Origin of the sequence: Nonomuraea sp. ATR24 (assembly GCF_041950485.1) — a bacterium.
GTDB lineage: Bacteria > Actinomycetota > Actinomycetes > Streptosporangiales > Streptosporangiaceae > Nonomuraea > Nonomuraea ceibae.
The window spans coordinates 74,221-98,422 of the sequence record NZ_JBGNUU010000022.1; the positions used below are offsets into that span (position 1 = coordinate 74,221).

The 24,202-nt window shown below is 72.9% G+C and carries 18 protein-coding genes; 14 read left to right on the forward strand and 4 right to left on the reverse strand.

The genetic code is table 11. The annotated features are described in order from the left end of the window. Positions 1–71: 71 nt before the first annotated feature. From ACBI99_RS37360 to ACBI99_RS37385, 6 genes are all read left to right on the forward strand, one after another. Positions 72–3,209: a family 78 glycoside hydrolase catalytic domain gene (locus ACBI99_RS37360; protein ID WP_375074640.1), complete on the forward strand. Its 3,138-nt coding sequence runs from the start codon at positions 72–74 to the stop codon at positions 3,207–3,209. Between the two features lie 170 nt (positions 3,210–3,379). Continuing rightward, entirely contained in the window at positions 3,380–4,270 is an 891-nt protein-coding gene (locus ACBI99_RS37365) for a sugar ABC transporter permease (protein WP_308125605.1), read from the forward strand. Continuing rightward, positions 4,267–5,091, forward strand: a complete 825-nt coding sequence (locus ACBI99_RS37370) for a carbohydrate ABC transporter permease (RefSeq protein ID WP_219500261.1) — start codon at positions 4,267–4,269, stop codon at positions 5,089–5,091. The genes ACBI99_RS37365 and ACBI99_RS37370 overlap by 4 nt, the downstream gene beginning before the upstream one ends. A 49-nt stretch (positions 5,092–5,140) precedes the next feature. Beyond that, positions 5,141–6,592, forward strand: a complete 1,452-nt coding sequence (locus ACBI99_RS37375) for an ABC transporter substrate-binding protein (RefSeq protein ID WP_375074641.1) — start codon at positions 5,141–5,143, stop codon at positions 6,590–6,592. A gap of 11 nt (positions 6,593–6,603) precedes the next feature. Then, positions 6,604–9,699: a DUF5722 domain-containing protein gene (locus tag ACBI99_RS37380; RefSeq protein WP_375074642.1), complete on the forward strand. Its 3,096-nt coding sequence runs from the start codon at positions 6,604–6,606 to the stop codon at positions 9,697–9,699. 80 nt (positions 9,700–9,779) lie between these two features. Beyond that, on the forward strand, positions 9,780–10,268 hold the full coding sequence (locus ACBI99_RS37385; protein WP_364177109.1) for a hypothetical protein: 489 nt from the start codon (positions 9,780–9,782) through the stop codon (positions 10,266–10,268). Here ACBI99_RS37385 and ACBI99_RS37390 read toward each other — a convergent pair. Beyond that, a complete protein-coding gene (locus tag ACBI99_RS37390; RefSeq protein WP_308125606.1) occupies positions 10,246–10,677 on the reverse strand; it encodes a MarR family transcriptional regulator in 432 nt (143 codons plus the stop codon). The genes ACBI99_RS37385 and ACBI99_RS37390 overlap by 23 nt on opposite strands. Before the next feature lie 33 nt (positions 10,678–10,710). Here ACBI99_RS37390 and ACBI99_RS37395 point away from each other — a divergent pair, with 33 nt between their 5' ends. The 4 genes from ACBI99_RS37395 (at position 10,711) to ACBI99_RS37410 (ending at position 14,679) form a co-directional block, all read left to right on the forward strand. Next, positions 10,711–11,679: a hypothetical protein gene (locus tag ACBI99_RS37395; protein ID WP_246643907.1), complete on the forward strand. Its 969-nt coding sequence runs from the start codon at positions 10,711–10,713 to the stop codon at positions 11,677–11,679. A gap of 9 nt (positions 11,680–11,688) precedes the next feature. Continuing rightward, complete coding sequence (locus ACBI99_RS37400; RefSeq protein ID WP_375074643.1) at positions 11,689–12,543, forward strand: helix-turn-helix transcriptional regulator; 855 nt, start codon at positions 11,689–11,691, stop codon at positions 12,541–12,543. A 67-nt stretch (positions 12,544–12,610) separates the two neighbouring features. Continuing rightward, positions 12,611–13,357: an SDR family NAD(P)-dependent oxidoreductase gene (locus tag ACBI99_RS37405; RefSeq protein ID WP_219500276.1), complete on the forward strand. Its 747-nt coding sequence runs from the start codon at positions 12,611–12,613 to the stop codon at positions 13,355–13,357. A gap of 11 nt (positions 13,358–13,368) precedes the next feature. Then, on the forward strand, positions 13,369–14,679 hold the full coding sequence (locus tag ACBI99_RS37410; RefSeq protein WP_375074644.1) for a hypothetical protein: 1,311 nt from the start codon (positions 13,369–13,371) through the stop codon (positions 14,677–14,679). Here the strand turns inward: ACBI99_RS37410 and ACBI99_RS37415 are convergent. Next, positions 14,670–15,263 (reverse strand): class I SAM-dependent methyltransferase, encoded by a 594-nt coding sequence (locus ACBI99_RS37415; protein WP_375074645.1) that lies wholly within the window; start codon positions 15,261–15,263, stop codon positions 14,670–14,672. The genes ACBI99_RS37410 and ACBI99_RS37415 overlap by 10 nt on opposite strands. Before the next feature lie 46 nt (positions 15,264–15,309). Between ACBI99_RS37415 and ACBI99_RS37420 the strand changes: the two genes are divergently transcribed. From ACBI99_RS37420 to ACBI99_RS37430, 3 genes are read left to right on the forward strand one after another with little or no spacing between them, the layout of a single operon-like run. After that, complete coding sequence (locus tag ACBI99_RS37420) at positions 15,310–15,786, forward strand: MerR family transcriptional regulator (RefSeq protein WP_357586194.1); 477 nt, start codon at positions 15,310–15,312, stop codon at positions 15,784–15,786. A gap of 38 nt (positions 15,787–15,824) precedes the next feature. Then, on the forward strand, positions 15,825–17,618 hold the full coding sequence (locus tag ACBI99_RS37425) for a glycoside hydrolase family 15 protein (protein ID WP_219500280.1): 1,794 nt from the start codon (positions 15,825–15,827) through the stop codon (positions 17,616–17,618). A gap of 10 nt (positions 17,619–17,628) precedes the next feature. After that, positions 17,629–20,094 carry a DUF6493 family protein gene (locus ACBI99_RS37430; protein WP_375074646.1) on the forward strand — a complete coding sequence of 822 codons (2,466 nt, stop codon included), beginning with the start codon at positions 17,629–17,631 and terminating at the stop codon, positions 20,092–20,094. Between the two features lie 242 nt (positions 20,095–20,336). Here ACBI99_RS37430 and ACBI99_RS37435 read toward each other — a convergent pair whose 3' ends face one another. Both ACBI99_RS37435 and ACBI99_RS37440 read right to left on the reverse strand, forming a co-directional pair. Further along, a complete protein-coding gene (locus ACBI99_RS37435) occupies positions 20,337–21,521 on the reverse strand; it encodes a hypothetical protein (protein WP_219500282.1) in 1,185 nt (394 codons plus the stop codon). A 113-nt stretch (positions 21,522–21,634) separates the two neighbouring features. Next, positions 21,635–23,269: a dolichyl-phosphate-mannose--protein mannosyltransferase gene (locus tag ACBI99_RS37440; protein ID WP_375074647.1), complete on the reverse strand. Its 1,635-nt coding sequence runs from the start codon at positions 23,267–23,269 to the stop codon at positions 21,635–21,637. 78 nt (positions 23,270–23,347) lie between these two features. Between ACBI99_RS37440 and rsmI the strand changes: the two genes are divergently transcribed. Further along, entirely contained in the window at positions 23,348–24,196 is an 849-nt protein-coding gene (gene rsmI, locus ACBI99_RS37445; protein WP_375074648.1) for a 16S rRNA (cytidine(1402)-2'-O)-methyltransferase, read from the forward strand. Positions 24,197–24,202: the final 6 nt, after the last annotated feature.

Here is a 24,202-nt window from a genome sequence, read left to right on the forward strand (position 1 = left end):
GACCTCGGGCTGTTTACGGTGCGCAGATATTGAAATGTTTCAACTAGCTTGGGAGTCCAATGCATCTCGCCGTGACCGATCCGCGGGTGGAAGGGCTGAGCGAGCCCCTGGGCCTGGACGTGCGCGCGCCCGGCTTCTCCTGGCGGCTCACCGGCCCCGGCCGCGGGCGGGCGCAGAGCGCGTACCGGCTGATCGTGGCGCGCGAGGGCGACCCGGTGGACGACGGGGCCGAGCTGGTCTGGGACAGCGGCGACGTGACCTCGGCCGCGACGTACGACATCCCGTACGGCGGGACGGAGCTGCGGCCGCGGACCCGCTACCACTGGCGGGTCAGGGTGGCCGACGAGAGCGGCGCGTGGTCGGCGTGGAGCCCGGCGCACTGGTTCGAGACCGGGCTGGGCGACGCCGGCGACTGGACGGCCGGCTGGATCGGCACACCCTCCGTGCCCGGCTCGGAGCGCCTGCCGTCGCTGGAGAACGTGCCGCGCGTCTGGGTGGCCGGGCCGCTCGGCCCGTCGCCGTCGGAGAGCGGGGCGTTCCGGACCCGGTTCACCGTGCCGGGCGGGGCCAGGCCGCTGTCGGCGTCGCTGGTGATCGGCGGCGGCACGGCGGTCGAGGCGTACCTGAACGGCGAGCCGGTCGCGGGGGAGACGCGTGACGGCGCGTTCGTGGCCGAGGCCGGGGACCTGGTCGCCCCGGGCGAGAACGTGCTCGCGATCAGGGCTGACGGGTCCGGGCTGTGCGTGCGGCTGGAGGTCGTGGTCGAGGGCCGGCCGGTGCTGCCGCAGCTCGTGCCGGTGGCCGGGGAGAGCGCGGTGACCGTCACGTCCGGCGGCCGGTGGCGGGCGAGCGACGAGCCCGGCGACGGGTTCGAGCAGCCGGGCTACGACGACTCCGGGTGGTCGCTGGCCGAGGAGGCGGGCCTGCACGGCGACCCGCCGCACGGCCGCGAGCCGATCGGCGACCGGCCCAGCCCCTACCTGCGCCGCGAGTTCGGCGTGCCGTCGCCGGTGCGCCGGGCCAGGCTGTACGCCACCGCGCTCGGCGTCTACGAGATGCACCTGAACGGCACCCGGGTCGGCGCCGACCACCTGGCCCCCGGCTGGACCGACTACCGCCACCGCGTCACGTACCAGACCTACGACGTGACGGCGCTGGTGTCGGAGGGGCGCAACGCGATCGGCGCGGTCCTGGCCGACGGCTGGTACGCGGGCCACATCAGCTGGTTCGGGTCCTTCCAGTACGGCAGGCGGCTCGCCTTCCGCGCCGAGCTGGAGATCCTGCACGACGACGGCAGCGTGACGCGGCTGTGCACCGATCGCGACTGGCGGGCCGGGTCGGGCGCGATCCGCTACGCCGACCTGCAGAACGGCGAGCGGCAGGACCTGGCCGCCGAGCCGCTCGGCTGGACGGCGGCCGGGTTCGACGACTCCGGCTGGGCGCCGGCGGTGCCGGTGAGCCCGCCCTCGGGCCGCCTGACCGCCGCCGTCGCGCCGCCGATCCGGGTGCACGAGGAGCTGGAGCCCGTGGCCGTGTGGGAGCGGCGGCCGGGCGTGTGGATCGCCGACTTCGGGCAGAACCTGGTCGGCTGGGTCCGGCTGACCGGCCGCGCCGGGCGCGACCGGCCGGTGGTGCTGCGCCACGCCGAGGTGCTCGACCACGAGGGCGGGCTGCACCTGGCCAACCTGCGCTCGGCGCGGGCGACGGACGAGTTCCTGCCGCGCGGCGACGGGGCGGAGACGTTCGAGCCGCGCTTCACCTTCCACGGCTTCCGCTACGTCGAGGTGTCGGGGCTGCGCGAGGCCCCGGCGGAGCTCACCGCCCGGGTGGCCCACGCCGCGATGGAGCCCGCGGGCGAGTTCGCCTGCTCCGACGAGCGGCTGGACAAGCTGCAGCGCAACATCGTGTGGGGGCAGCGGGGCAACTTCGTGGCCGTCCCCACCGACTGCCCGCAGCGTGACGAGCGGCTGGGCTGGACCGGCGACATCTGGGCGTTCGCGCCCACCGCGCTGTTCAACTACGACGCCGCCGCCTTCCTGCGGAGCTGGCTGGCCGACGTGGTCGACGCGCAGGCCGACGACGGCGCGGTCACGCACGTGGCGCCCGACGTGCTGTCGGGGCGCGGGCTGTCGTCCAACGCCAAGGAGGCGGGCTCGCCCGGCTGGGGCGACGCGCTGGTGATGCTGCCGTGGGCGTTGCACCGGCTGCGCGGTGACGCCGGGGTGGTCGCCGCCTGCTTCGAGCCGATGCTGCGCTGGCTGGCGTACCTGGAGCAGCGCTCCGACAGCGGCGTCTTCCCCGAGGAGGGGTTCGGCGACTGGCTGTCGATCGGCGCCGAGACGCCCAAGCGGCTCGTCGGCACCGCGATCTTCGCGCTGTCGGCGCGGCAGCTCGCCGGGCTCGCCGCCGCGCTCGGCCGGGACGAGGACGAGCGGGCCTGCCTGGAGCTGTACGGGCGCGTCCGGCAGGCGTTCCGCGCGGCCTTCGTCGAGGGGCCCGGCGTGGTGGCGAGCGGGACGCAGACCGCGTACGTGCTGGCCATCACGGCCGGGCTGCTGGAGGAGCACGAACTGCCCAGGGCCGCCGCGCGGCTGGCCGGCGACGTCGAGGCGCGCGGCGGCCACCTGTCGACGGGCTTTCTCGGCACGCCGTTCCTGCTGGACGCGCTCACCTCGACCGGGCGGCTGGACGTGGCGTACCGGCTGCTGACGCAGGACACGTTCCCGTCGTGGCTCTACCCGGTCGTGCACGGCGACGCGACGACGATGTGGGAGCGCTGGGACTCCTGGAGCCACCACCGGGGGTTGCAGGACCCGGGCATGAACTCCTTCAACCACTACGCGTACGGGGCCGTCGGCGACTGGATGTACCGGACGGTCGGAGGGCTGGCCGCCGGATCGCCCGGCTACGCCGACGTCGTGGTGCGCCCGCGCCCCGGCGGCGGCATCACGTGGGCGCGCACCGCGCACCGCACCCGGCACGGCCGGGTGGAGGTCGCCTGGCGGCAGGGGGACGACGGCTTCGCGCTGGACGTGGTGCTGCCGCCCGGCACGCGCGGCGAGGTGCACGTGCCGGCGTCGCCCGAGCGGGTGAGCGAGGGCGGGGCGCCCGTGGCGGAGTCGCCGGGCGTGCTGTTCGACCGGCCCGGTGACGAGGGCGGGTCGGTCTTCCGGGTGGGCTCCGGCACGTACGCGTTCCGGACGTTTTAACGTTTCACCGTGGCCGCCCGTACATCCCGAAATGTCGGGTTTGAGGCAGCCACGGTGAACAAACCGTTATCCCAGGCTATTGACACAAATAGAGGGGATCGCGAGACTCGAAACGTGTCTGAAACGTTCAAATCAACGCAGGACACGGCAAGGTGAGAGGCAGTTCCATCGTGACCAGCACAAAGGCGCGCCGCCGGCTCCCGTGGGGCGTCTATCTTGTTCTCCTCCCCACGTTCGCCCTGCTCGCGGCGTTCGCGTACTACCCCGCGCTGAACGGCATGGTCCACTCGCTCTTCGAGTGGCGGCCGGGCTTCGAGTCGCCCTTCGTCGGTTTCGAGAACTACCTCACGATGCTCGGCGACGACCTGTGGTGGGCCTCGTTCCGCAACATCGGCGTCATCTTCGTCTGGGCCGTCACGCTCATGTGGGTGTTCCCGCTGCTGGCCGCCGAGCTGGTGATGTCGCTGTCGAGCGAGCGGCTGCGCTTCGTCTTCCGCACGCTGCTCATCCTCCCGCTCGCCTTCCCCGCGGTGGTCAACGTGCTGCTGTGGCAGTTCATGTACGACCCGCGCGACGGCGTCATCAACAGCCTGCTGCGCGCGGTGGGACTGGACGGGGTGGCCGCCAACTGGATCGGCGACCCCGACACCGCGCTGGTCGCGCTGATGACGATCGGCTTCCCCTGGGTGGCGAGCCTGCCGTTCCTGGTCTTCCTGTCGGCCCTGCAGAACGTGCCCGCGGAGATCTACCAGGCCGCCGAGGTCGACGGGGCCGGGCGGCTGCGCCGCTTCTGGAGCATCGACCTGCCGATGATGCTGCGCGACGTGAAGCTGCTGTTCGTGCTGGCGGTGATCTCGGTGCTCCAGTACGGCATGCAAGCGCACATCATGACCAAGGGCGGCCCCGACAACGCCACCCAGGTGCCGGTGCTGCGCATGCTCGACGCCGCCTTCCTGGACACGAGCTGGGGCTACGCCGCCACGCTCGGCACCGTGCTGTTCGCGCTGACGCTCGGCGTGAGCCTGGTCTCGCTGGTTCTCGGCAGGAAGGCGGGAGCGTGAGCCGCACGCGCAGGACCAACCTGGTGGCGGGCGCGGCGCTGTCGGTGCTCGCCTTCGCCGGGCTGTTCCCGTACCTGTTCATGCTGGCCGCCTCGGTCAAGGACAACGAGCAGTTCTTCGCCAGCTACTGGTCGCCGGCCTGGCCGGTCCACCTGGACAACTACGCGGTGGCCTGGGAGCAGGTCAGCCCGTACCTGTTCACCTCGTTCGTGGTGGCGGGGCTGGCCATCGCGGGCACGCTGGTGCTGGCCCCCGCCGCCGCGTTCGTCTTCGCCCGCTACCGCTTCCCGGGGCGCGGCGCGCTGTTCGGGCTGATCGCGGCGCTGCTCATGGTGCCGTCGATCACCAGCCTGATCCCGCTGTTCGTGCTGATGCGCGACCTGGGCATCCTGGACAGCCGGCTGGTGCTGATCATTCCGCACGTCACCGGCAACACGGTGTTCGGGATCGTCATCATGCGCACCTACATGGCGCAGATCCCCGAGGAGATCTTCGAGGCGGCGCGGGTGGACGGGGCCGGCGGCGTCCGCCTGTTCCTGGCCTTCATGCTGCCGCTGGCCCGGCCGGTGATCGGCACGGTGGCGCTGATGACCGTGCTGGGCGTGTGGAACGACTACTTCTGGCCGCTGCTCACCGTGCAGACCGACGAGTTCCGGACGATCCCGGCCGGCCTGGCGTTCTTCGCCAACCAGAACGTGCAGCAGTGGGGGCCGCTGTTCGCCGGATATGTGCTGGCCAGCCTGCCGCTGCTGGCGCTGTTCACGTTCCTGTCGAAGTGGTTCCTGGCCGGCATCCAGGGCGGCATCGTCTCCGGCAAGTGAGGTCATGCGGTTGTTTGAAACGTATCAACCACGAAAGGACCCAGCTCTCATGAGAACACCCCCCAAGAGCGGGCTGGCGGGCGCCGCCATGCTGCTCGCCCTGACAGGCTGCGGCCTGCTGGGCACCGGCGACAAGGGCGCGACCGGCGCCGACGGCAAGGTCACGATCACCCTGGCCGGCCCCAACCAGTGGAACTCCAGCGGCAGCACCTTCGGCCCCGCCTGGGAGGCGATCGTCGACTCCTTCGAGAAGCGCGAGCCCGGCATCGAGGTCAGGACCCAGGTGCTGCCCCTCGACGGCTTCTCCCAGACGATCACCACCCAGCTCGCCGCCGGAACCGCGCCCGAACTCGTCTTCAACCAGCCGCCGCACAAGGCGCACGAGGTGCACGCCCTCGACGCCGAGCTCCAGAAGCCCAACCCGTACGTGCCGGGCAACCAGCGCTGGCTCGACGTGTTCAAGAAGGACTACTTCGGCCCCGGCGTCGCCAAGGCGCTCAGCAAGGAGAGCGGGAAGCTGGAGTACATCCCGTTCAACCTGGTCGCGATCGGCCTGTTCTACAACAAGGACGCCTTCGCCAAGGCCGGCCTCGACGGGCCGCCGGCCACCTGGGAGGACTTCAGGAGCGCCTGCAAGAAGCTGAAGGACGCCGGCTACGACCCGGTCGCGCTCGACAAGGGCGGCATGGCCGTGGGCTGGACCTGGGAGTCGATCAGCACCCAGCTCGTCGACAAGTACCACGAGGAGTGGAACTTCTTCGACGCCACCGGCAAGCCCGGCAAGGCCACCGTCGCGCCCCTGGTGACGGAGAAGTCGCTCAGCAAGGCGATCAAGGAGGGCACGCTCAGCACGAAGACGCCCGAGGTCGCCGAGGCGCTCAAGCTCTACAAGGAGTTCTTCGACTGCGGCACGCCCAACTGGACGGGCGTGGCCGACGGCGGCGCGACGGTCGGCTACCGCGACTTCGTGGCCGGCAAGGCGGCCATGTCGTGGGGCACCGACTTCGCCGTCGAGGCGCTGAAGGCGGACGCGAAGTTCCCGCTGGCCACGATGCCGTTCCCGACCATTACCAAGGCCACCACGCCGCTGTCGAGCGACGCCCCGGCCCGCTACGGCGCCTCGATCGGCGGCACCAGCTACATGATCCCGTCGACGGTCAAGGGCGAGAAGTACGCGGCGGCGGTCAAGTTCCTGCAGTACATGAGCTCCCCGGCGATCAAGCCGTGGCTGGACGCGACCGGCGGCCTGCCCGCGATCGAGGGCGTCGAGCCGTCGCCCGAGACCGCCGGGCTGCTGGAGGGCGAGTGGGGCAAGACGTTCCGGGTCACCGGGCTGCCCGGCGGGCCCGAGGGGACCTCGTTCCGCGACGTGTTCGACGGCTACCTGCTCGGCGAGCGGTCGCTGGAGGAGGAGCTGGACGACCTGGCGAAGTGGTGGGACCGCGGCGTCGAGGCCGGCATCAAGAAGAACGCCTGGGGCGACGAGGACTGGGCGAAATAGGAGGAGATGGGATGCTGCGCTTATTGACGGCCTTCGCGCTGGCCGTGCCGATGCTGTTCGCCGGCCTGCCCGCGCGGGCGGCGGCTGCCGAGGTGACCGGGGTGACCGGGGTGGAGGTCGGCGAGAGCACGGTCACCGTCACCGGCACCGCCTCCGGGCCCGCCCGGCTGTACGCGCTGGACACCTGGCAGGACGGCCACGAGGGTGAGGAGCCGGTGGCGAGCGTCGAGGCGGGCGAGTTCCGCGTCGAGGTGCCCCGGATGGAGGGGGAGCAGGACCGGCTGCACGACAAGTTCGTCGCGGTGGGGGCGGACGGGCCGCTGGGCGAGGTGCGTTACGCCGACAAGCTGACGTTCCGGCCCACCAGCCAGACCCCTTATCCCGAAATTTCGTCCAAAAAGGGTCTGCAGGTGCAGATGACCGACGACGCCGAGGAGATCGGCGTCCAGCACGCGGGCATCAACCTGGCCCTCGACTCGGTCATGATGTCCGGCCCCGGCGCGCCGGGCAACACCATCGAGTTCGTCTCGCAGGGCAGGACCTACTACTTCGACCGGGGCGCCGTCGCCGGGGTGGACTCCCAGGTCAAACCGCTGTCGGACAACGGCGTCCTGGTCAACCTGATCGTGCTGGTCTACAACAGCACCGCGCCGAACTCGGCCGCCCGCACGCTCATCCACCCCGACGCCGAGCTCGGCAAGGGCACCGTCTACGCGTTCAACACCAAGACGGCCGAGGGCGAGGCGCACTTCACCGCCGCGATGGAGTTCTTCGCCCAGCGCTACAGCCGGGCCGACGGCCAGTACGGCAGGGCGTGGGGCTGGATCGTCGGCAACGAGATCGACGCCCAGCAGTTCTGGTACAACATGGGCCCGCAGGACCGTGACGTCTTCCTCGACCAGTACACCCGTGCGATGCGGCTGACCTGGCAGGCCGTGCGCAAGTCCGACGCCGCCGCCCGCGTCTACACCTCGCTCACGCACTTCTGGACCGGCGCGGCCAACGACGACCCGAAGTACACCTACAAGGGCCGCGACGTGGTCGACGGGCTCAACGCGCTGACCAAGAGGCAGGGAGACTTCGACTGGCACATCGCCTACCACCCGTATCCGGAGAACCTGTTCAATCCGGCGTTCTGGCAGGACAAGACCGCCACGGACAGCTTCGACACGATGCGGATCACGTTCAAGAACATCGAGCTGCTGCCGCGCTACCTCGCCCAGGAGCACCTCACGTACGGCGGTGAGAGACGGCGGGTGATCCTGTCGGAGCAGGGCCTGAACTCGCAGGACTACACCGCGAAGGAGCTGAGGCTCCAGGCCGCGGCCTATGCCTACGCCTACTACAAGGTCGCCTTCGCCGACGGGATCGACTCGTTCATCCTGCACCGGCACGTCGACCACAAGCAGGAGGGCGGGCTGCGGCTCGGCCTGTGGACGTGGGACGAGGAGCACGCCTCGCCGTCCAACGCGGGCGAGCGCAAGCCGGTGCACGAGGTGTTCGCCGCCATCGACACCGCGCGGTCGCTGGAGGTGACCGAGTTCGCCAAGGAGATCATCGGGATCTCCGACTGGAAGGACGTCATTCCCGGGTTCGACCCGGCCGAGCTGGCGGTCCGCAAGCCGCCGGTGACGGTCGGCGCGCAGCTCGACGCCAAGCCGGTGGCCGAGCGGGTGATCTCCGGCTTCGAGACCGGCACGGACGGCTGGCGGCCCTCGGACAACGCCGCCGCGGTGGAGCGGGTGGCCGCCGACGGCGGGCACGCGCTGCGCGTCCGCTTCGACCGCGACCTGCCCGGCTGGTCCCAGTACGCGAAGTCGTACAAGGGCGCCGACGTGCTGTTCGGCAAGCCGCTCGACGCCTCGCGCACCGCGCGGCTCTCGGTGTCGATCCGGGTGCCGGACAGCGCCGACGACGGCTTCAAGCCGGGCAACGCGTTCTCCGCCAAGATCCGCGTGTACGGGCGCGACGGCGCCGTGGCAGAAGGCGTGGGCGCGATCGACCCCGCGCGCGGCTGGAACAGGCTCACGCTCGACCTGTCCCGCTGGGCCCCGCGTGACGCGATCTCCCGCGTCAAGGTGTGGGTACGCGGCTCAGTGGGCTCCGACTGGGCCGGCTCGTACGAGATCGACAGGCTCAGCCTGGCCGCCGCCGCGCTGCCCGCCCCGGACCGGCGCAACGTCGAGATCACCGCCGCCACGGCCGAGCGCGGCCTGGTCGGCTCCACGGTCACCTTCACCGTGACCAACCGCGACGTGCTGCCGATGGCCGGCCAGGTCAGGCTCACGGCCTGCGACGGCGTCACCGTCGACCCGGCGGCGCTGCGCGTCACCGGCCTGCGCGCCGGCGCGAGCCGCACGTTCGACACCAAGCTGACCGCGTACGGGCCCGCCGACGGCGAGTATCCGGTCGTGTGCGCGTCCTACCTGCGGCAGGAGCACCGGGTGACGTTCCGGCTGCCGCCGGAGGCCGGCTACGTGCCGCCCGCGCCCGACGCCTTCGCCAACCAGGAGCTGGCCGACGGCTTCGACACGGCCGGCGACTACCAGGTGCACCGGGTGGAGCCGGAGAACAAGGAGCTGCCGCGGGTGAGCTACGCGGACGGCGTGCTGTCGGCGGGCAACGCGACGGCGGGCTGGTTCGGGCTGCTGTCGTCGGGCGTGTCGCCGCGCAACCCGGCGTTCAGCACGGCCATCACCATCCGGAAGTTCCAGGGCGACTCCACCGACATGGACACCGTCTACACGGGCCTCGTCAAGGACGGCAAAACGGACGTGGTGGCCTTCTACGTGAACACGCAGAAGTTCGCCGGCTTCGAGGTGCGCGGGCCGCAGGTGCCCGGCGGACTGGCGGTGTTCGGCATCAAGCAGGGCGTGACGATCCCGGACGGCGGCCGGTTCGCGCTGTCGCTGGTGGGTGACCGGGCCGCCATGTACGCCGACACCGGATCGGGCTGGGAGCTGGTCACCGTGGCGACGCTGGAGCACCTGCCCGAGCTGTCGGACCCGGACGTGCGGGCCGGCTACCGCTACGGCTTCGGCGTCCGCGGCGACGCCGGCGCCTCCCCGCTGCTGCTCGACGCCGTGGAGGGCCGCAGCATCTCCTGATCCCTTGTTCCTCCCTTTTGGATAGTGCTACTATCTAGCCAACAACTGGATAGTGTCACTATCCAAAAGGAGGATCGATCATGTTCATCGTCATCGGCGTCCTGGTCGGGGCGCTCCTGCTGTTCAGGCTGCTGGGTGCGCTCGGCGTCCGCCGCTTCGCCACCTGGAAGGTCAGCGCGGCGCACGGGCTCGCGGTCATGCTCGTCCTCACCGCCAGCGCCCACTTCGTCCCGGCGGGCGTCACGTTCATGCCCAACCACGCGTCGATGGTCGCCATGATGCCGCCGTTCGTCCCGTTCCCGAGCTTCATGGTGTACGCGACGGGCGTGCTGGAGCTGGCGGGCGCGGCCGGGCTCGTCCTCGGCGCCACCCGGCGGGCCGCGGGGCTCTGCCTGGCCCTGTTCTTCCTGCTGGTGCTGCCGGCCAACGTCTACGCCGCCGTCGCCGACGTGCCGGACGCCTCGCCCCTGTGGCTGCGCGTGCCGGAGCAGGTGCTCTACATCGCGATCGCGCTGTGGGCGGCCGACGCCCATCGGCTCCCGGTGGTCAGCCGGCTGCGATCAGCTTGATCAACTGCTCGCGGAACCAGTCGTAGTCGTCCAGGGCGCCCATCAGGTGCTCGGAGGCGCGTTCCTCGTGGCGGGCGGCGGCCAGTGCGCCGGCGCCCGCTTCGGTGATCCGGACGAGCATGCGGCGGCGGTCGCGGTCGTCGGGGTGGCGCTCGACATGGCCGGCCTGGCGCAGGTGCTCGACGGTGCGGCTCATCGTCTGGTCGGTCACCCGGCACAGCGCCGCGATCTCCCGCTGGGAGAGCGGGCCTGCCGCCAGGTGGTGCAGGGCGATCAGCCCGGCGTGGGTCAGGCCGTGCGCCTCCAGGAACGCGTGGAAGCGCCCCTCCACGACGCGGGCCGCCACCGACAGCAGGCGCCCGGTCGGCCAGGCGGCGATGTCGCCGCGGATCGCCTCTCCCTCGTCCACCGGCACATTGTCCCGTAGTTCATAATGTTCAGCATGCTGAGCAATCGGGTCGTGCTCTGGGGAGTCGTGGCCAGCGCCGTGCTGACGGGCCTGATCTGGGTGGCGGGGCAGCGCCTCCAGGTCGAGCTGCTGCCCGACCAGGGCGCGGCCTGGTACTACTGGAAGCTGCCCGAGCCGACCGTCTGGACCCGCCTGTCGGCCTGGCTCGGCTACGCCGGACACCAGCTCGCGCTCTGGGGCGTCATCTACTACGCGCAGACCCGCGTCCGCCGCTACACCTCCGGCCTCCACCGGGTCAACGTGGTGGCGCTGGCGGTCAACTTCGGCTTCATCGTGCTGCACCAGCTCCAGACCCAGGTGTTCTACGACGGCCTCGCCCAGGACGTGTCGATCTTCAGCTCGCAGGGCTCGGTGGTGCTGCTGCTCGTCGTGGTCCTGCTCATGGAGAACCGCCGCCGCGGCCTGTTCGCCGGCCGGCCCGCGCCCATCTCCGCCGGGGTCGTCGACTTCGCCCGCCGCTACCACGGCTACCTGTTCAGCTGGGCCGCCGTCTACACGTTCTGGTACCACCCGATGGAGACCACCAGCGGGCACCTGATCGGGTTCTTCTACATGTTCCTGCTGCTGCTCCAGGGCAGCCTCTTCCTGACCCGGGCCCACACGAACCGCTGGTGGACGCTCACCCTGGAGCTGCTGGTCGCCGCGCACGGCACGCTGGTCGCCGTCATGAGCACCGGGCCCGGCGGGCTGTGGCCGATGTTCCTGTTCGGCTTCCTCGGCGTGTTCGTCCTCACCCAGATGCACGGGCTCGGCCTCGGCGTCCCGGCCCGCTGGGCGCTCGCCGCCGGCTACGTGGCCGCCGTCGTGGCCGTCTACGCGGTGCGGGGCTGGGGCAGCCTCGACGAGGTGGTGCGCATCCCGGCCATCGAATACCTGCTCGTCGCGGTGCTCGCCGCCCTGCTCTGGGGCGGGATGCGGCTGGTCGCCGCCGTGCGCGGTTAGGGTTGAGGAATGTCCCCTTTGCACTCCGCCGGTGAGCAGCGGCGGCGCGAGGAGCTGCGCGACTTCCTCAGGTCGCGGCGGGCCCGGCTGACCCCCGAGGAGGTCGGAATGCCCGGCGGCGGCCGGCGCCGGACCCCCGGACTGCGACGCGAGGAGGTCGCGGTGCTCGCCGGCGTCGGCGTGTCCTGGTACACGTGGCTGGAACAGGGGCGCGACATCCAGGTGTCCGGGGACGTGCTCGACGCCGTCAGCCGGGCGCTGCGGCTGGGCGCCATGGAACGCGAGCACCTCTACCTGCTGGCCGGGCTCAACCCGCCGCCCCGCGAGGCCGGCGACGACGGTCAGCCGCTGCGCGAGGAGCTGCTGCGGGTGCTGGAGGCGTGGTCGCCCCGGCCCGCGTACGTGCTCGACCGGCACTGGAACTTCGCCGCCGTCAACGACGCCGCGCGGGCCGTGTTCGGTTACGCGGACGAGGACCGCAACTGCCTGATCGCCTTCTTCACCAGCCTCCGCCACCGGGCGGCGTTCCGCGACTGGGCCGCCGGTGCGCCGGGCGTGGTGCGGCAGTTCCGGTGGGACATGGCCCGCTACCCGGACGATCCGGAGTTCGGCCGGCTGGCCGCCCACCTGTCGGAGTCCAGCCCCGAGTTCGCCGCGCTGTGGGCCGAGCACGAGGTCGGCGAGACCGCGCAGGGCGTCAAGGTGATCACCCACCCGGAGGTCGGCGAGCTGGTCTTCGAGTTCACCGGCGTCCCGGTGCCCGGCCGGCCCGACCACCGGCTGCTCCTGCACAACCCGCAGCCCGGCACCGGCACCGAGGAGAAGCTGACCCTGCTCGTCCGCCAGGTGCGGCTGGCCGGTTGACTGGTGGTGCCAGACCTAGGCTGAGCCGCGTCTGGATGGGTCCGCCGGGCCGCCCGACAATCGAGCCATGACACGATTTGACGGCAAGGTCGCGCTGGTCACGGGCGCGACGAGCGGCATGGGACTGGCGACGGCGAAGCGGCTCCTGGACGAGGGGGCGAGCGTGGTCGTCACCGGCCGCGACGACGACAGGCTGGCACAGGCGGTCAAGGAGCTCGACGGCGGCGACCGGGTGCTCGCGGTACGCGGCGACGTGGCGAGCGCGGGAGACCGTGACGAGCTGATGCGCCGGATCGCCGAGCGGTTCGGGCGGCTGGACGTGGTGGTGGCCAACGCGGGCGTCGGCATCTTCGCCCCCAGCGCCGACCTCACCGAGGCGGACTTCGACACCTCCGTGGACGTCAACTTCAAGGGCGTGTTCTTCACCGTGCAGAAGGCGTTGCCGCTGATGGGCGCGGGCGCCTCCGTGGTGATCAACGCTTCCTGGACCCTCCATCGCGGGCTGGCGATCGCGTCCGTCTACTCGGCCACCAAGGCCGCCGTGCACAACCTGGCCCGCACCCTCGCGGCCGACCTCGGCGGGCGCGGCATCCGCGTCAACTCGGTCAGCCCCGGATACATCGACACGCCCATGTTCCGGGGCGCCATGGACGACGACGCCGCCGCGGCGGCCACGGCCCAGGTGGCGCTCGGGCGGCTGGGGCGCTCGGAGGACGTGGCGGCGGCCGTGGCGTTCCTGGCCTCCGACGACGCCTCGTACATCACCGGCCAGGACCTCGTCGTGGACGGCGGGCTTGTCGGGGTCGCGGGGTAAGTTCTGGGGGCATGACTCGAAGATCACGATTATGGTGGTCGGCCGCGCTGACGGCGACGGCGGCGGGGGTCGCCTACCTGCTGTCGCTGACCGGGGAGACCTTGGCGTTCGGGTACTTCTCCAGCGGGTTCTGCCCCGGCGCCGACCTGCGCTGGGAGGTCCCGGACAGGGTGTGGCCGCTGGTGGAACGGGTGCCGCTGCTCTGGTACAACGCGGCGCCGCTGATCGTGGCGGCCTTCGGGGCGCACTGGCTGACGACCCGGCTGGGGCGGCCCCGGATCGGGCGGGTGCTGGCCCGGGTGACCGCGGTGGTGACCCTGCTCCTGTACGGCCACGGCCTGATCGCGTTCGGTGTGGACATGGCGATCGACCGGCAGTGCCTGGAGATGTGGGGCGGCGTCGAGGGAGCGCGCTTCTTCCTCCGGAACGACGTCGCGCCCACGATCGCCGCCCTCTGCGTGCTGGTCGCCGCGCGCGGTCCCAGGCTCCGGACGCGCCGGATGGTGCGTTCGCGGTGGTTCCGGCGGGGTGTGGCGGGAGCGACGGCCCTGGGGGCGCTGGCGTTCCTCCCCGCCGCCGACCTGACCCCGGGGCCCATCACGACCGGCGGCTGCGAGTCCGGCACGGGCGCCTACCTCTGCGGGCTGCGCCAGGACGGCAGGTTCACCAAGGTGGGCGACCACCTCGCCCTCGCCTATGGGCGGCAGCGGTGCGCGGCCTTCCGCGGCGAGCCCACGGAGGCGTACGCCATCGCCCCGATCTGCCCGCCGGCGGCCGACGTGCTGCGGCGTGCCCAGGCCGCCGACCAGGCCGCCTGGGAGGCGGAGGAGGCCGCCGAACAGGCCGTGTGCGACCGTGCCAGGCACCGGCCGAGGATCAGGCCGGTACGCGTGGCCCACGACCGCATGCTGACCGACTACGGCGTGATGGAGGCCGTCGAGACCGAGGACGCGCTGGACGACGACCTGCTGAACAGGGCCCAGGACGACGGGCTCGTGGCCGCCCGGCGCGGCCACCTGCTGATCACCACCCACTCCGACTACACCAACTGCCTGACCGGTGAGGCGTACGACCGCCGGCCGCCGGTCGAGACCAAGGGCTGGGACCGGGTCGTGGAGCTGGGCTATGAGAGCCCGACCGGGGTGCTGGAGCTGGTGGAGGCCATGTCCGGGGAGGGGCTGCCGAACCTGGCCGTCCGGGGCGCGGGCCGCTACCGGGTCCGGGTGCACTACCGCGAGCCCGACTGGGAGGCGTGGACCCCGCAGCACGTCCTCGTCATGGTCTATCCTGGCAGGAGCGAGCGTGTGATCGACTATCGGTGAGCGACGAAGACCGTGAGGCCGGACAGCTCCTCCCGGTCCACCCGGTGGAACACGTCGCCGAGCGCGGCCCGTACCCGCTCCAGGCCGGCGGCGGACATGCGCAGGCCGCGCGCCACCCGGGACGGCGCGGAGCCGCCGTGCCAGGCGATCAGCGCCCGGCCGCCCGGCCGGGTGACGCGGTGCAGCTCGCGCACGGCCGGGGCGAGCTCCGGCCAGATCGCCACGGTGTTGACCGAGACGACCCGGTCGAACGCCCGGTCGGGGAAGCCGGTGTCGGAGGCGGTGCCGAGCCGCAGGTCGGCGGCGGGCGCGCGGCGGGCGGCGAGCAGGCGCATGTCGGGTGACGGGTCGACGCCGCACACCCGCGCGCCCGTCGCGCAGAGCAGGCGGGCCAGGCCGCCCGCGCCGTAGCCGATCTCCAGGACCCGCTGCCCGGGCCCGGCGGCGACCAGGGGCAGGATCTCCTTCTGGTGCCGATTCGTCCAGAGCATGAACCGGCCCGCCATCCGGCCCACCCACCCCACCGGGTGTGTGAAGGGCGAGTCGTAGGAACGGCCGTCGATCCAGGATGTCGTGGTTGGCATGAATTCAGCCAAGCGGTTCAAGCCGGGTTGAAGTCAAATGGGAGACATGGACCTGATCCCGATCGGTGAGGCGGCCCGGCGGCTCGGCCTGAACGCCTCCGCGCTGCGCTACTACGACGAACGCGGGCTGGTGCGGCCGGTGGGCCGCAGGCAGGGCAGGCGCGTCTACGGCGTCGAGGAGCTGCGCCGGCTGGCCTTCCTGCGGACGGCGCAGCTTCTCGGCATCCCGCTCGACACGGCGGGCGCGGTGCTGGACGCGCCGGGAGCGCGCTGGCGGGAGGAGGTCACCGGCACGCTGGCCGCGCTGGACGCGCTCGTCTCCCGCGCCCGGACCGCCCAGGAGGTGCTGCGGCACGCCCTCGACTGCCCCACCGAGCATCCGGTGCGTGAGTGCGGCTTCCTGATGGGCGAGCTCGACCGGCTGCTCGACGGCGTGTCCCCGCAGCAGCTCGCCGCCGAGCACGGCCTGCGGGGCGCGGGCGGCCCGCCCGGTTTAGCCGCCGAGCCCTCCGGGCAGCCCTGACCTGCCGACTCGGGAGCCGCGGCGGGGATGAGGGGACGATGAGCGACTGTCCGCCGATCGGCGCGTACGCCTTCCTGTCCGACTGCCACACCGGCGCCCTCGTCGGCCCGGACGGCGCCGTCGAATGGATGTGCGCGCCGCGCTTCGACGCGCCCAGCCTGTTCGCCAGGCTGCTCGACCGGCGCGGCGGCGGCGCGTGGGAGCTGACCGTCGACGGCGCCTCGGTGCGCGAGCGCCGCTACCTGGACGAGACGCTGGTGCTGCGGACCCGCTGGGAGGGCCCCGACGGCGTCGTGGCCGTGCACGACTTCCTCGCCACCACCGGCGACGGCGGCCTCGAACCCGTCCACCGGCTGGTCCGGCTCGCCACCTGCGAGCGCGGCCGGGCGCTCGTCCGCTCCCGCGTGCTGGCCAGGCCCGGCTACGCCACCCGCGACGCCCGCTGGACCCGGCGCGACGACACGCTCGTGGAGGACGACGGGGCGGTCCTCACCGGCCCGCCGGAGGCGTCGCTGCGCGAGGGCGAGTCCGTGGCGTTCACGCTCGCCTACACCGGCGAGCGCGCCCCCGCCGACGCCCACGCGCTCCTCGACGAGACCGTACGGTCGTGGCGGTCCTGGTCGGCCCGGTCCGGCTACTCCGGCGTCGGCGCGGCCGAGGTGCGGCAGAGCGCGGTGGTGCTGCGCGGCCTGCTGTACGACGAGACCGGGGCGCTGCTGGCCGCCCCCACCACGTCGCTGCCCGAATGGCCGGGCGGCCCGCGCAACTGGGACTACCGCTACGCCTGGCAGCGCGACTGCGCGCTCACCGTCCTCGCGCTGCTGCGCCTGGACCACCGCGAGGAGGCGGGCCGCTACCTGCGGTTCGTGCTCGACCGGTGCGCGAGCTGCCACGACCGGCTGCCGCCCATGTTCGCCGTCGACGGGGGCGAGGTCGCCCGGGAGACGACGCTCGGCCACCTCGACGGCTACGCCGGGTCGCGGCCCGTCCGCGTCGGGAACGACGGCTTCCACCAGCACCAGCTCGACGGCTACGGCCACGTGCTCGACGCCGCCCTCGCCTACCACGACGTCACCGGCGACCTCACCGGCGACGAGCTGGACAGCCTGTGGCGGCTCGTCGACCAGTGCGCGGCCCGCTGGCGCGAACCCGGCGACGGCCCCTGGGAGGTGCGCCACAACCCGCGCCACTGGACCTACACCACCCTGTACGCCTGGGTGTGCTTCGACCGCGCCGTCAGGCTGGCCGAGGCCACGGGCTCGACCGGCGCCCCGATCGACGCGTGGCGGCGCGAGCGCGACGCCGCCCGCGACGAGATCCTCACGCGCGGCTTCGACCGGGAGATCGGCGCGTTCACGCAGTCGTACGGCTCGCCCGACGCCGACGCGTCGCTGCTGCGGGTGCCGCTCGTCGGCTTCCTCGACTGCCGCGACCCGCGCGTGCTCGGCACCCTCGACCACATCCAGGCCCGGCTCGGCGAAGGGGGCGCCCTGGTCCACCGCTACGACCCGGACGCCACCGGCGACGGCGTCGACGGGCCGGAGGGGGCGTTCCTGATGTGCTCGTTCGAGATGGTGTCGGCGCTCGTGCTGGCGGGCCGTACCGCCGAGGCGCGCGACCGGTTCGAGACGCTGTGCGCCCGCGCCCGCCCGCTCGGCCTGTTCGCCGAGGAGATGGCCGCCGACGGCGCCATGCTCGGCAACTATCCGCAGGCGTTCACCCACCTGGCCCTCATCGAGGCCGCCCTGAACCTCGACGCCGCCGGCCACACCGACGCCCTGCACGACTGGGCCTCCCAGGCGCGCGACAAGGTTGTCGGTCGCCGCGCCTAGTGTGCCCGGCATGACCGAGGCGTGGGCGGCAGTACGGTCGGCGATCGACGCCGAGGACGCGGCCGCCGTGGCGGCCCTCGTGGCCGGGCTGGGGCGTGACGGGCGGCGCGAGGTGGCGCGTGAGCTGCCCGGCCGCCTGCCGGTGGTCGTGGTCCGGCCGTGGCGGTGGCTCGTGGCCATGCGGGTGGCCGGGTGCGGCGCCATCGGCGGCGCCGCCGCCGTCGCCTCCTGGCTGTGCCGTCGCGAGCTGCGCGTTTGGGGCGGGGAGGAGATCGCGCCGTTCCTGCTGGCGATCTCGTCCCGGCCGCCGGAGTGGCGTGCCGACCTGGCCTTACGCCTGGCGCGCCGCGTCCGCGAACCCGGCGCGAACGCCGAGCTGGCGCTGGGCCTGCTGCGCGCCACCGGGGCGGAGCCGCCCGCGCACGACCCGCTCGTCCACGCCTGGTTCGCATCGGTCCTGGACGCCCCGGCCGGCCGGATGGCCGCAGCGCTGCGGGCCGATCCGCTGCTCGACGCCATGCTGCCGCGCCTGTTCGAGGCAGGGGGCGTGCTGTCCGCCCGTCCCGGCGCTCCGGAGGCGCTGGTCTCGCTCACGCTGGACGGCCGGGTGCCGCGGGCGACGCTGCTGGACGGCTGCCTGAGCCGGTTCCTGCGCCGGGGGAGCGCCGCCGAGCTGCGGTTCTTCGCCGGTCTGCACGAGCTGCTCGCGCCCGCTGCCGACGAGGTGGCCGCGCGGCGCCGCGCCTACCTGGCGCTGCTGCCGTCGGCGCCGGGCCCGGTGGCGGACCTGGCGCTGCGGCACCTGCGCCGCCTCGGCGCCCTGCCGCCCGGCGAAGCGCGCGAGGCGGTCGACGCCCTTCTCCATCGGGCGGAAGGCCGCCTGATCTCGGCCGGGCTGGGCCGGCTCGACCGCCTGGCCGCCCAGGACGCCGACGTGCTGGACGCGTTCGCCACCGGGCTGAGCGTGGCGCTCGGGGCCGGGGCGGGCCAGGCGCGTCGCCGGGCCGCCCGGCTGGTGGTCCGGCATGCCGCCCGCTTCACCCCGGCGGGGGCGGAGCCGGTCCTGGAGGCCGCCCGGCTGATGCCCGGCGACGAGGGCGCGGAGGCCGTCGCCGCCCTCACCGGGACGCCCCTGCCCCAGACCGGGCCGCCAGAGTCGGAGCCGCCAGAGTCGGAGCCGCCAGAGTCGGAGCCGCCAGAGTCGGAGCCGCCAGAGTCTGAGCCGTTCGTGCCGCTGCCGTTGCGGGGCGCGCCCGCGCCGGAGCGCTGGGCGCCGCCGACGCTCGCGGCCGGGTGGCTGGGGCGGGCCAGGCTGGCGGAGCTCGACTGGCGGGGCGCCGAACGCTGGCTCGACGCGTTCGTACGGCTCGCCGCCACGGACCGCGCCGGCCTGAAGGGTGCGCTGGCCATGCCAGGCCCGGGGCTCCAGCAGGGGAGCCGGGGACCGGCCGGGTGGGGCGCGGCGCTGGCCGCCCTGGTGGCCCGGCCCGGCCTCGCGCAGGAGCCGGGGGTCCCGCCGCCGGACGGGGCGCTGCCGGAGGCCCGGTTCGCCGAGGTCCACCGGGCGCTGGCCGCCGACGCCCTGCCGCCGTACCTGCTGGCCACCCCGACGCACGCCGACGGGCGGCTGGATCCGGATGAGCTCGTGTCCCGGCTGGAGGGGTACGAGCGCGGCGGCGTCGAGGCGTTGCCCGTGGACCTGCGGCAGGCCCTTCTCCGGCTGCCCCGCGAGGCGCCGGGGGACGTGGCCGAGCGGGCCGCCCGGCTGGAGGGGCCCGCGGGGCGTGCGGTCGCCGGCCGGCTGGCGGGGACGGATCGGCCCGCCGAGCCGTGCGTCACCGTGCGCTGGGAGGGCCACGCCACGGGGCCCCGCGTGTCGGTCACGGGGCTGCCGTTCGAGCCGGCGGGGCAGGGGTGTGACGCGCTGCTGGGCGTCATGCCCGCGCACCGGGAGGCGGTGGCCGGGCGGCTCGTCGGCGACCTCGCCGCGATGCCGTCACCGGACGACCTGCGGGCGCTGGCGGCGGCCGACGGCCCGGCGGGTGACGCGGTGGCGCTGATCCTGGCCCACCACCTGTGCGCCGGGGCGAGGGGCGGGGCGGTGGCGCCGATGCTGTGGCTGGCGGCGTCGGGGGACCTGCCGGGCGAGGCGGTGGGCAGGCAGCTCGCGGCGCTGTTCCGGCACGGCGCCGGCCACTCGCCGTCCGGGGCGATGGCGGCGCTGCGGAGCGCGGCCAGGCAGGGGGCGCACCTCATGGTGTGGGAGGCGGTGGCGGCGCTGCTCGGCGCCGCGCTGCCGGGGCCGGGGGAGCGGGCCACCGGCACGCACACCCGCCTGGTGGCGTTCGCCGCCGAGGCGGCCGGCTGGGCGGATGCCCGGGGCGCGATACCGGCCGTGGCGCGGCTGGCGGCCGGGCAGCGCGTCACGGGGCTGGTTCGCGAGTGCCGCCGCCTCCACGCCCTGCTCACCGCCTGAGACGGCAAGATCACCCCCGAGGGTGCGTCGAAAAGTCTCCGGCTCCGGGGAATGGGTCAGGGGGGCTTGTGGTTATACACCACGTAGCCGGTGTGTCCAGTGTCCCCGGGCCTCACCTATTGCCTTCGCGGACTACCGTTCGGCTGGAGCCGCGTTGTGCCTTTCGCCGAGAGGCGACCTGCACATCGGTTTACACGTCGGGACGCCCGTCTTCCTCCGGGAAGGCGGGCGTTTCGGCGTTCTCAGGTGGAGTTGACGTACTTGCGGGGCCGCAGCGCGTGGGCGCGCAGGGCGGCCAGGGCGGCGAACTGGCCGGTGCGCGTCAGACGGACGGCCAGGTCGTCGCCGAAGGCCAGGTCGAGGGCGGTGAGCTGGCCGACGAGGGCGTTGATCGGGGCGGACACGTCGTCCAGGCCCGTCGCCGGGTGCCAGCCCTCGCCGCCGACGACCTCGGCGACCCGTTCGCGGAGCTGGGCGGGTGACATGAGGACGCCGTCGGCGAGCAGCATCAGCGCCGCCTCCCGCGCCGACACCTCGAACTCGTGCTCGCCCCGGGCCAGCAGCAGCCGGGTGACGGCCTCCCACATGGCGTCGGGGGAGGCGAGCAGGGCGCGGCCGTGGTCGGTGATGGCCAGGCGGGAGCCGTCGCGGCTGAGCGCGCCCAGGTCGCGTTCGGCGAGCTCGCGCAGGCGCAGCGCCTCGGGCGAGGGCGCGAGCCGGAGCGGCAGGTTTATGTCGGAGGCGGCCAGCGACAGCAGCTTGTGCAGGGCGGGCAGCGGCTGCGGGGTCACGGGCGCGTACAGGCGGACCTCGAAGGGCTGGGCGAGCTCGCGCCGGGCGGGGCCGCGGCCGAGGACCCAGCGGTTGAGGCGTTCGCCGTGGACGCGGTGCAGCCAGCTGTCGCCGCCGAGGTCGGCGCGCGGTTCGGTGAGCCAGCGGCGGGTCAGGGCGACGCGGTCGACGCTCTCGCCGGCGACGATGGCGAGCTCCAGGGCGGCCGAGCAGGCGACGTGGGCGCCGAGCTCCTCCGGCCCCATGATCATGCTCCAGCGCAGTTCGGGCACGTCGGGCGGCAGGACGCCGGTGGCTTCGAGCGCCTCCTGGTAGGCGGCGGTGCCGGCTTCCTCACCCTCGCGGGCGTAGGCGCGCAGGATCTGCGCGGTGGTCGGCGAGACGCACAGCGCGGCGTAGCGTTCGAGCCCGCCGAGTTGCAGCAGCCTGCCCAGCGAGGAGGCCAGGCGCTCGTGGTCGCCGCCCACCTTGAGCGGCAGCGTGTACCAGAGGAATTCGCACACGTCGAGCTGGGTCACCGTTTCCAGCGGCTCGCCGCCGGTCAGCCATTCGACGGCGGTCCTGGCGTCGTCGGCGAGGTCCGGCTGGGACCGCTCCAACTCGGCGAGAAGCGCGGTGACGTCTGGTGCACTCATGCCTCGAAGTTTGCCGTATGGACCCCAGGCCTGACGATGACCGAATCCGGTGCGTATTGGGTCTTGCACAGCGACTACCCTACGAAATCACTATGTAATGGACTGTGACCGGGTTAGATCCATAGCTTGTCGAAGAGCATCCTCGCGTTCCAGTCGCTGTAGGGAATGACTTCGGCCGACAGTACAGGATGAAGCCACCAGAAGTTGATCAAAGCGAGCAGTGCGAAGGCTCCGACGAGAGCGGCGCCGGTGGTGCGGCGCATCGGGAGGCGGCCGTCGTCGGTGCGGACCGTGGGCCCTATCAGCCATCCGGCACACAGGGTGATCGCCAGCACCATGAAAGGCACCATCGGGATCGCGTAGAAAAGGAACATTGTTCGGTTCTCGGCGAAGGCGAAGTAGAACCAGGGCAGCCACCCCATCGCGTAGGCGAGAAGCACGGCCCCGGCCCGCCAGTCGCGGTTGCCCACGTACCAGGCGATGAGCGTCACCAGGGCGGCCAGCGCGCCGAACCAGATCACCGGCGTGCCCACCCCGAGCACCGCCTCCGAGCAGTCGGGGGCCCCGCACACCTGCTGCTTGCCCTCGTAGTGGAAGGCGACGGGCCGCAGCAGCAGCGGCCACGACCACGGCTCCGACATGTAGGGATGGGAGGTGGCCAGGTCGTTGTGGAAGCTGAAGACCTGCCACTGGTACTCCACCCAGGAGCGGGCCGAGTCGATGAGGAAGAAGAACGGGTTGTCCGACGAGGTGGCCTGGTCCCACTTGCGCCCGTAGCCGGTGGCGGTGGCGAACCAGCCCGTCCAGGTCGCCATGTACGTGACGAACGGCACGAGGGCGAAGGCGATGACCCCGTTGGGCACGTCCTTGCCGAACGCCCCCTGGTAGGGGTGGCGCAGACCGACCGCCCGGCGCGCCCCGAAGTCCCACAGCAGCGACAGGATCGCGAAGGCCACCGCGAACGCCAGCCCGGACCACTTGACCCCCATCGCCGCGCCCAGGCACACCCCGGCGGCGATGCGCCAGGGCCGCCAGCCGAGCGAGGGGCCCTGCGGGGTCAGCGGCGAGCTCTCGTACCAGTCGACGAGCTTCTCCCTGGCCCGGTCGCGGTCGACCACCAGGCAGGCGAAGGCGGCGAGCACCCAGAACATCAGGAAGATGTCGAGCAGCGCGGTGCGGGACAGGACGAAGTGCAGCCCGTCCAGGGCCAGCAGCAGACCGGCGAAGCAGCCGAGCAGCGTCGAGCGGGTCATCCGCCGCGCCACCCGCGCCAGGATCAGGATCGACAGCGTGCCGATGACCGCGGCGGCGAAGCGCCAGCCGAACGGGGTGAGCCCGAACAGCCACTCGCCCGCGCCGATCATCCACTTGCCGAGCGGCGGATGCACGACGTAGGAGGCGCACGGCCCCAGGTCGTCGGTGCACTTCTGCCAGATGTCGGTGTTGCCGGCCAGGATCGCCTTGTCGGCGTCCTTGATCGTGACGCGCTCGACCAGCCAGGTGATCAGCGAATAGCCGTCCTTGGCGTAATAGGTCTCGTCGAAGACGACGGCGTTCGGGTGTCCCAGCCCGGTGAAGCGCAGCACGCCGCCGAAGACGGTGACGAGCAGCGGTCCGATCCAGCCCCACAGCGCCTTGCCGGGCATCGGGGGGATCATGCGCGCGCGCACGGACGAACCAGGGGGACTGCTCGCGCCAGGCTTCGGCTCGCCGCCGGAGGTCTGGTACGGGAAATCGGTCACCGCCATTCGGCCATCGTACGGTGCGGAAGCCGGTGCTTACCCAAGAAACACGGGGCAATCCGGGTGCCCTGTCACAATGGTCGGGTGACACGACAGGGCAGGTTGGTGCTGGCAGGGGCCCCGATAGGTCAGGCGGGCGACGTCTCGCCGCGGCTGCGCGAGGTGCTGGAGAGCGCCGACGTGGTGGCCGCGGAGGACACCCGCAGGCTGCGCAGGCTGGCCGGTGAGCTGGGGGTGGAGATCGGCGGCCGGGTCGTGTCCTACTACGACGCCAACGAGGCGGGCCGCGCGCAGGAGCTCGTCGAGACGCTCAAGGACGGCCGCACCGTCGTGGTGATCACCGACGCGGGCATGCCGGGCGTCTCCGATCCCGGCTACCGGCTGACCAGGCTGGCGGTCGACGCGGGCGTCACGGTGACCGCGCTGCCGGGGCCGAGCGCCGTCACGACGGCGCTGGCCGTCTCGGGGCTGCCGAGTGACCGGTTCTGCTTCGAGGGCTTCCCGCCGCGCAAGGCCGGCGACCGGGCCCGCCGCCTGGCCGCGCTGGCGCGCGAGGAGCGCACGATGGTGTTCTTCGAGGCGCCGCACCGGCTGGACGACTCGCTGGCGGCGATGGCCGCCGCGTTCGGCGACGACCGGCAGGCGGCGGTCTGCCGCGAGCTGACGAAGACCTACGAGGAGGTCCGCCGCGGCGGCCTGGGCGAGCTGGCGGCCTGGGCGGCGGACGGCGTGAAGGGCGAGATCACGGTCGTGGTCGCCGGGTTCACGCCCGACGACGGGCCGCCGGACATCGACGCGCTCGTGGCCGAGGTGGACCGCCGGGTGGCCGCCGGGGAGCCGGCCAAGGCCGCCGTCGCGGACGTGGCCAAGGGCGCGGGCGTGCCCAAACGCGAGCTTTATGACGCGGTTCACAGAAGATCCACGACGCCATAGTGTGCG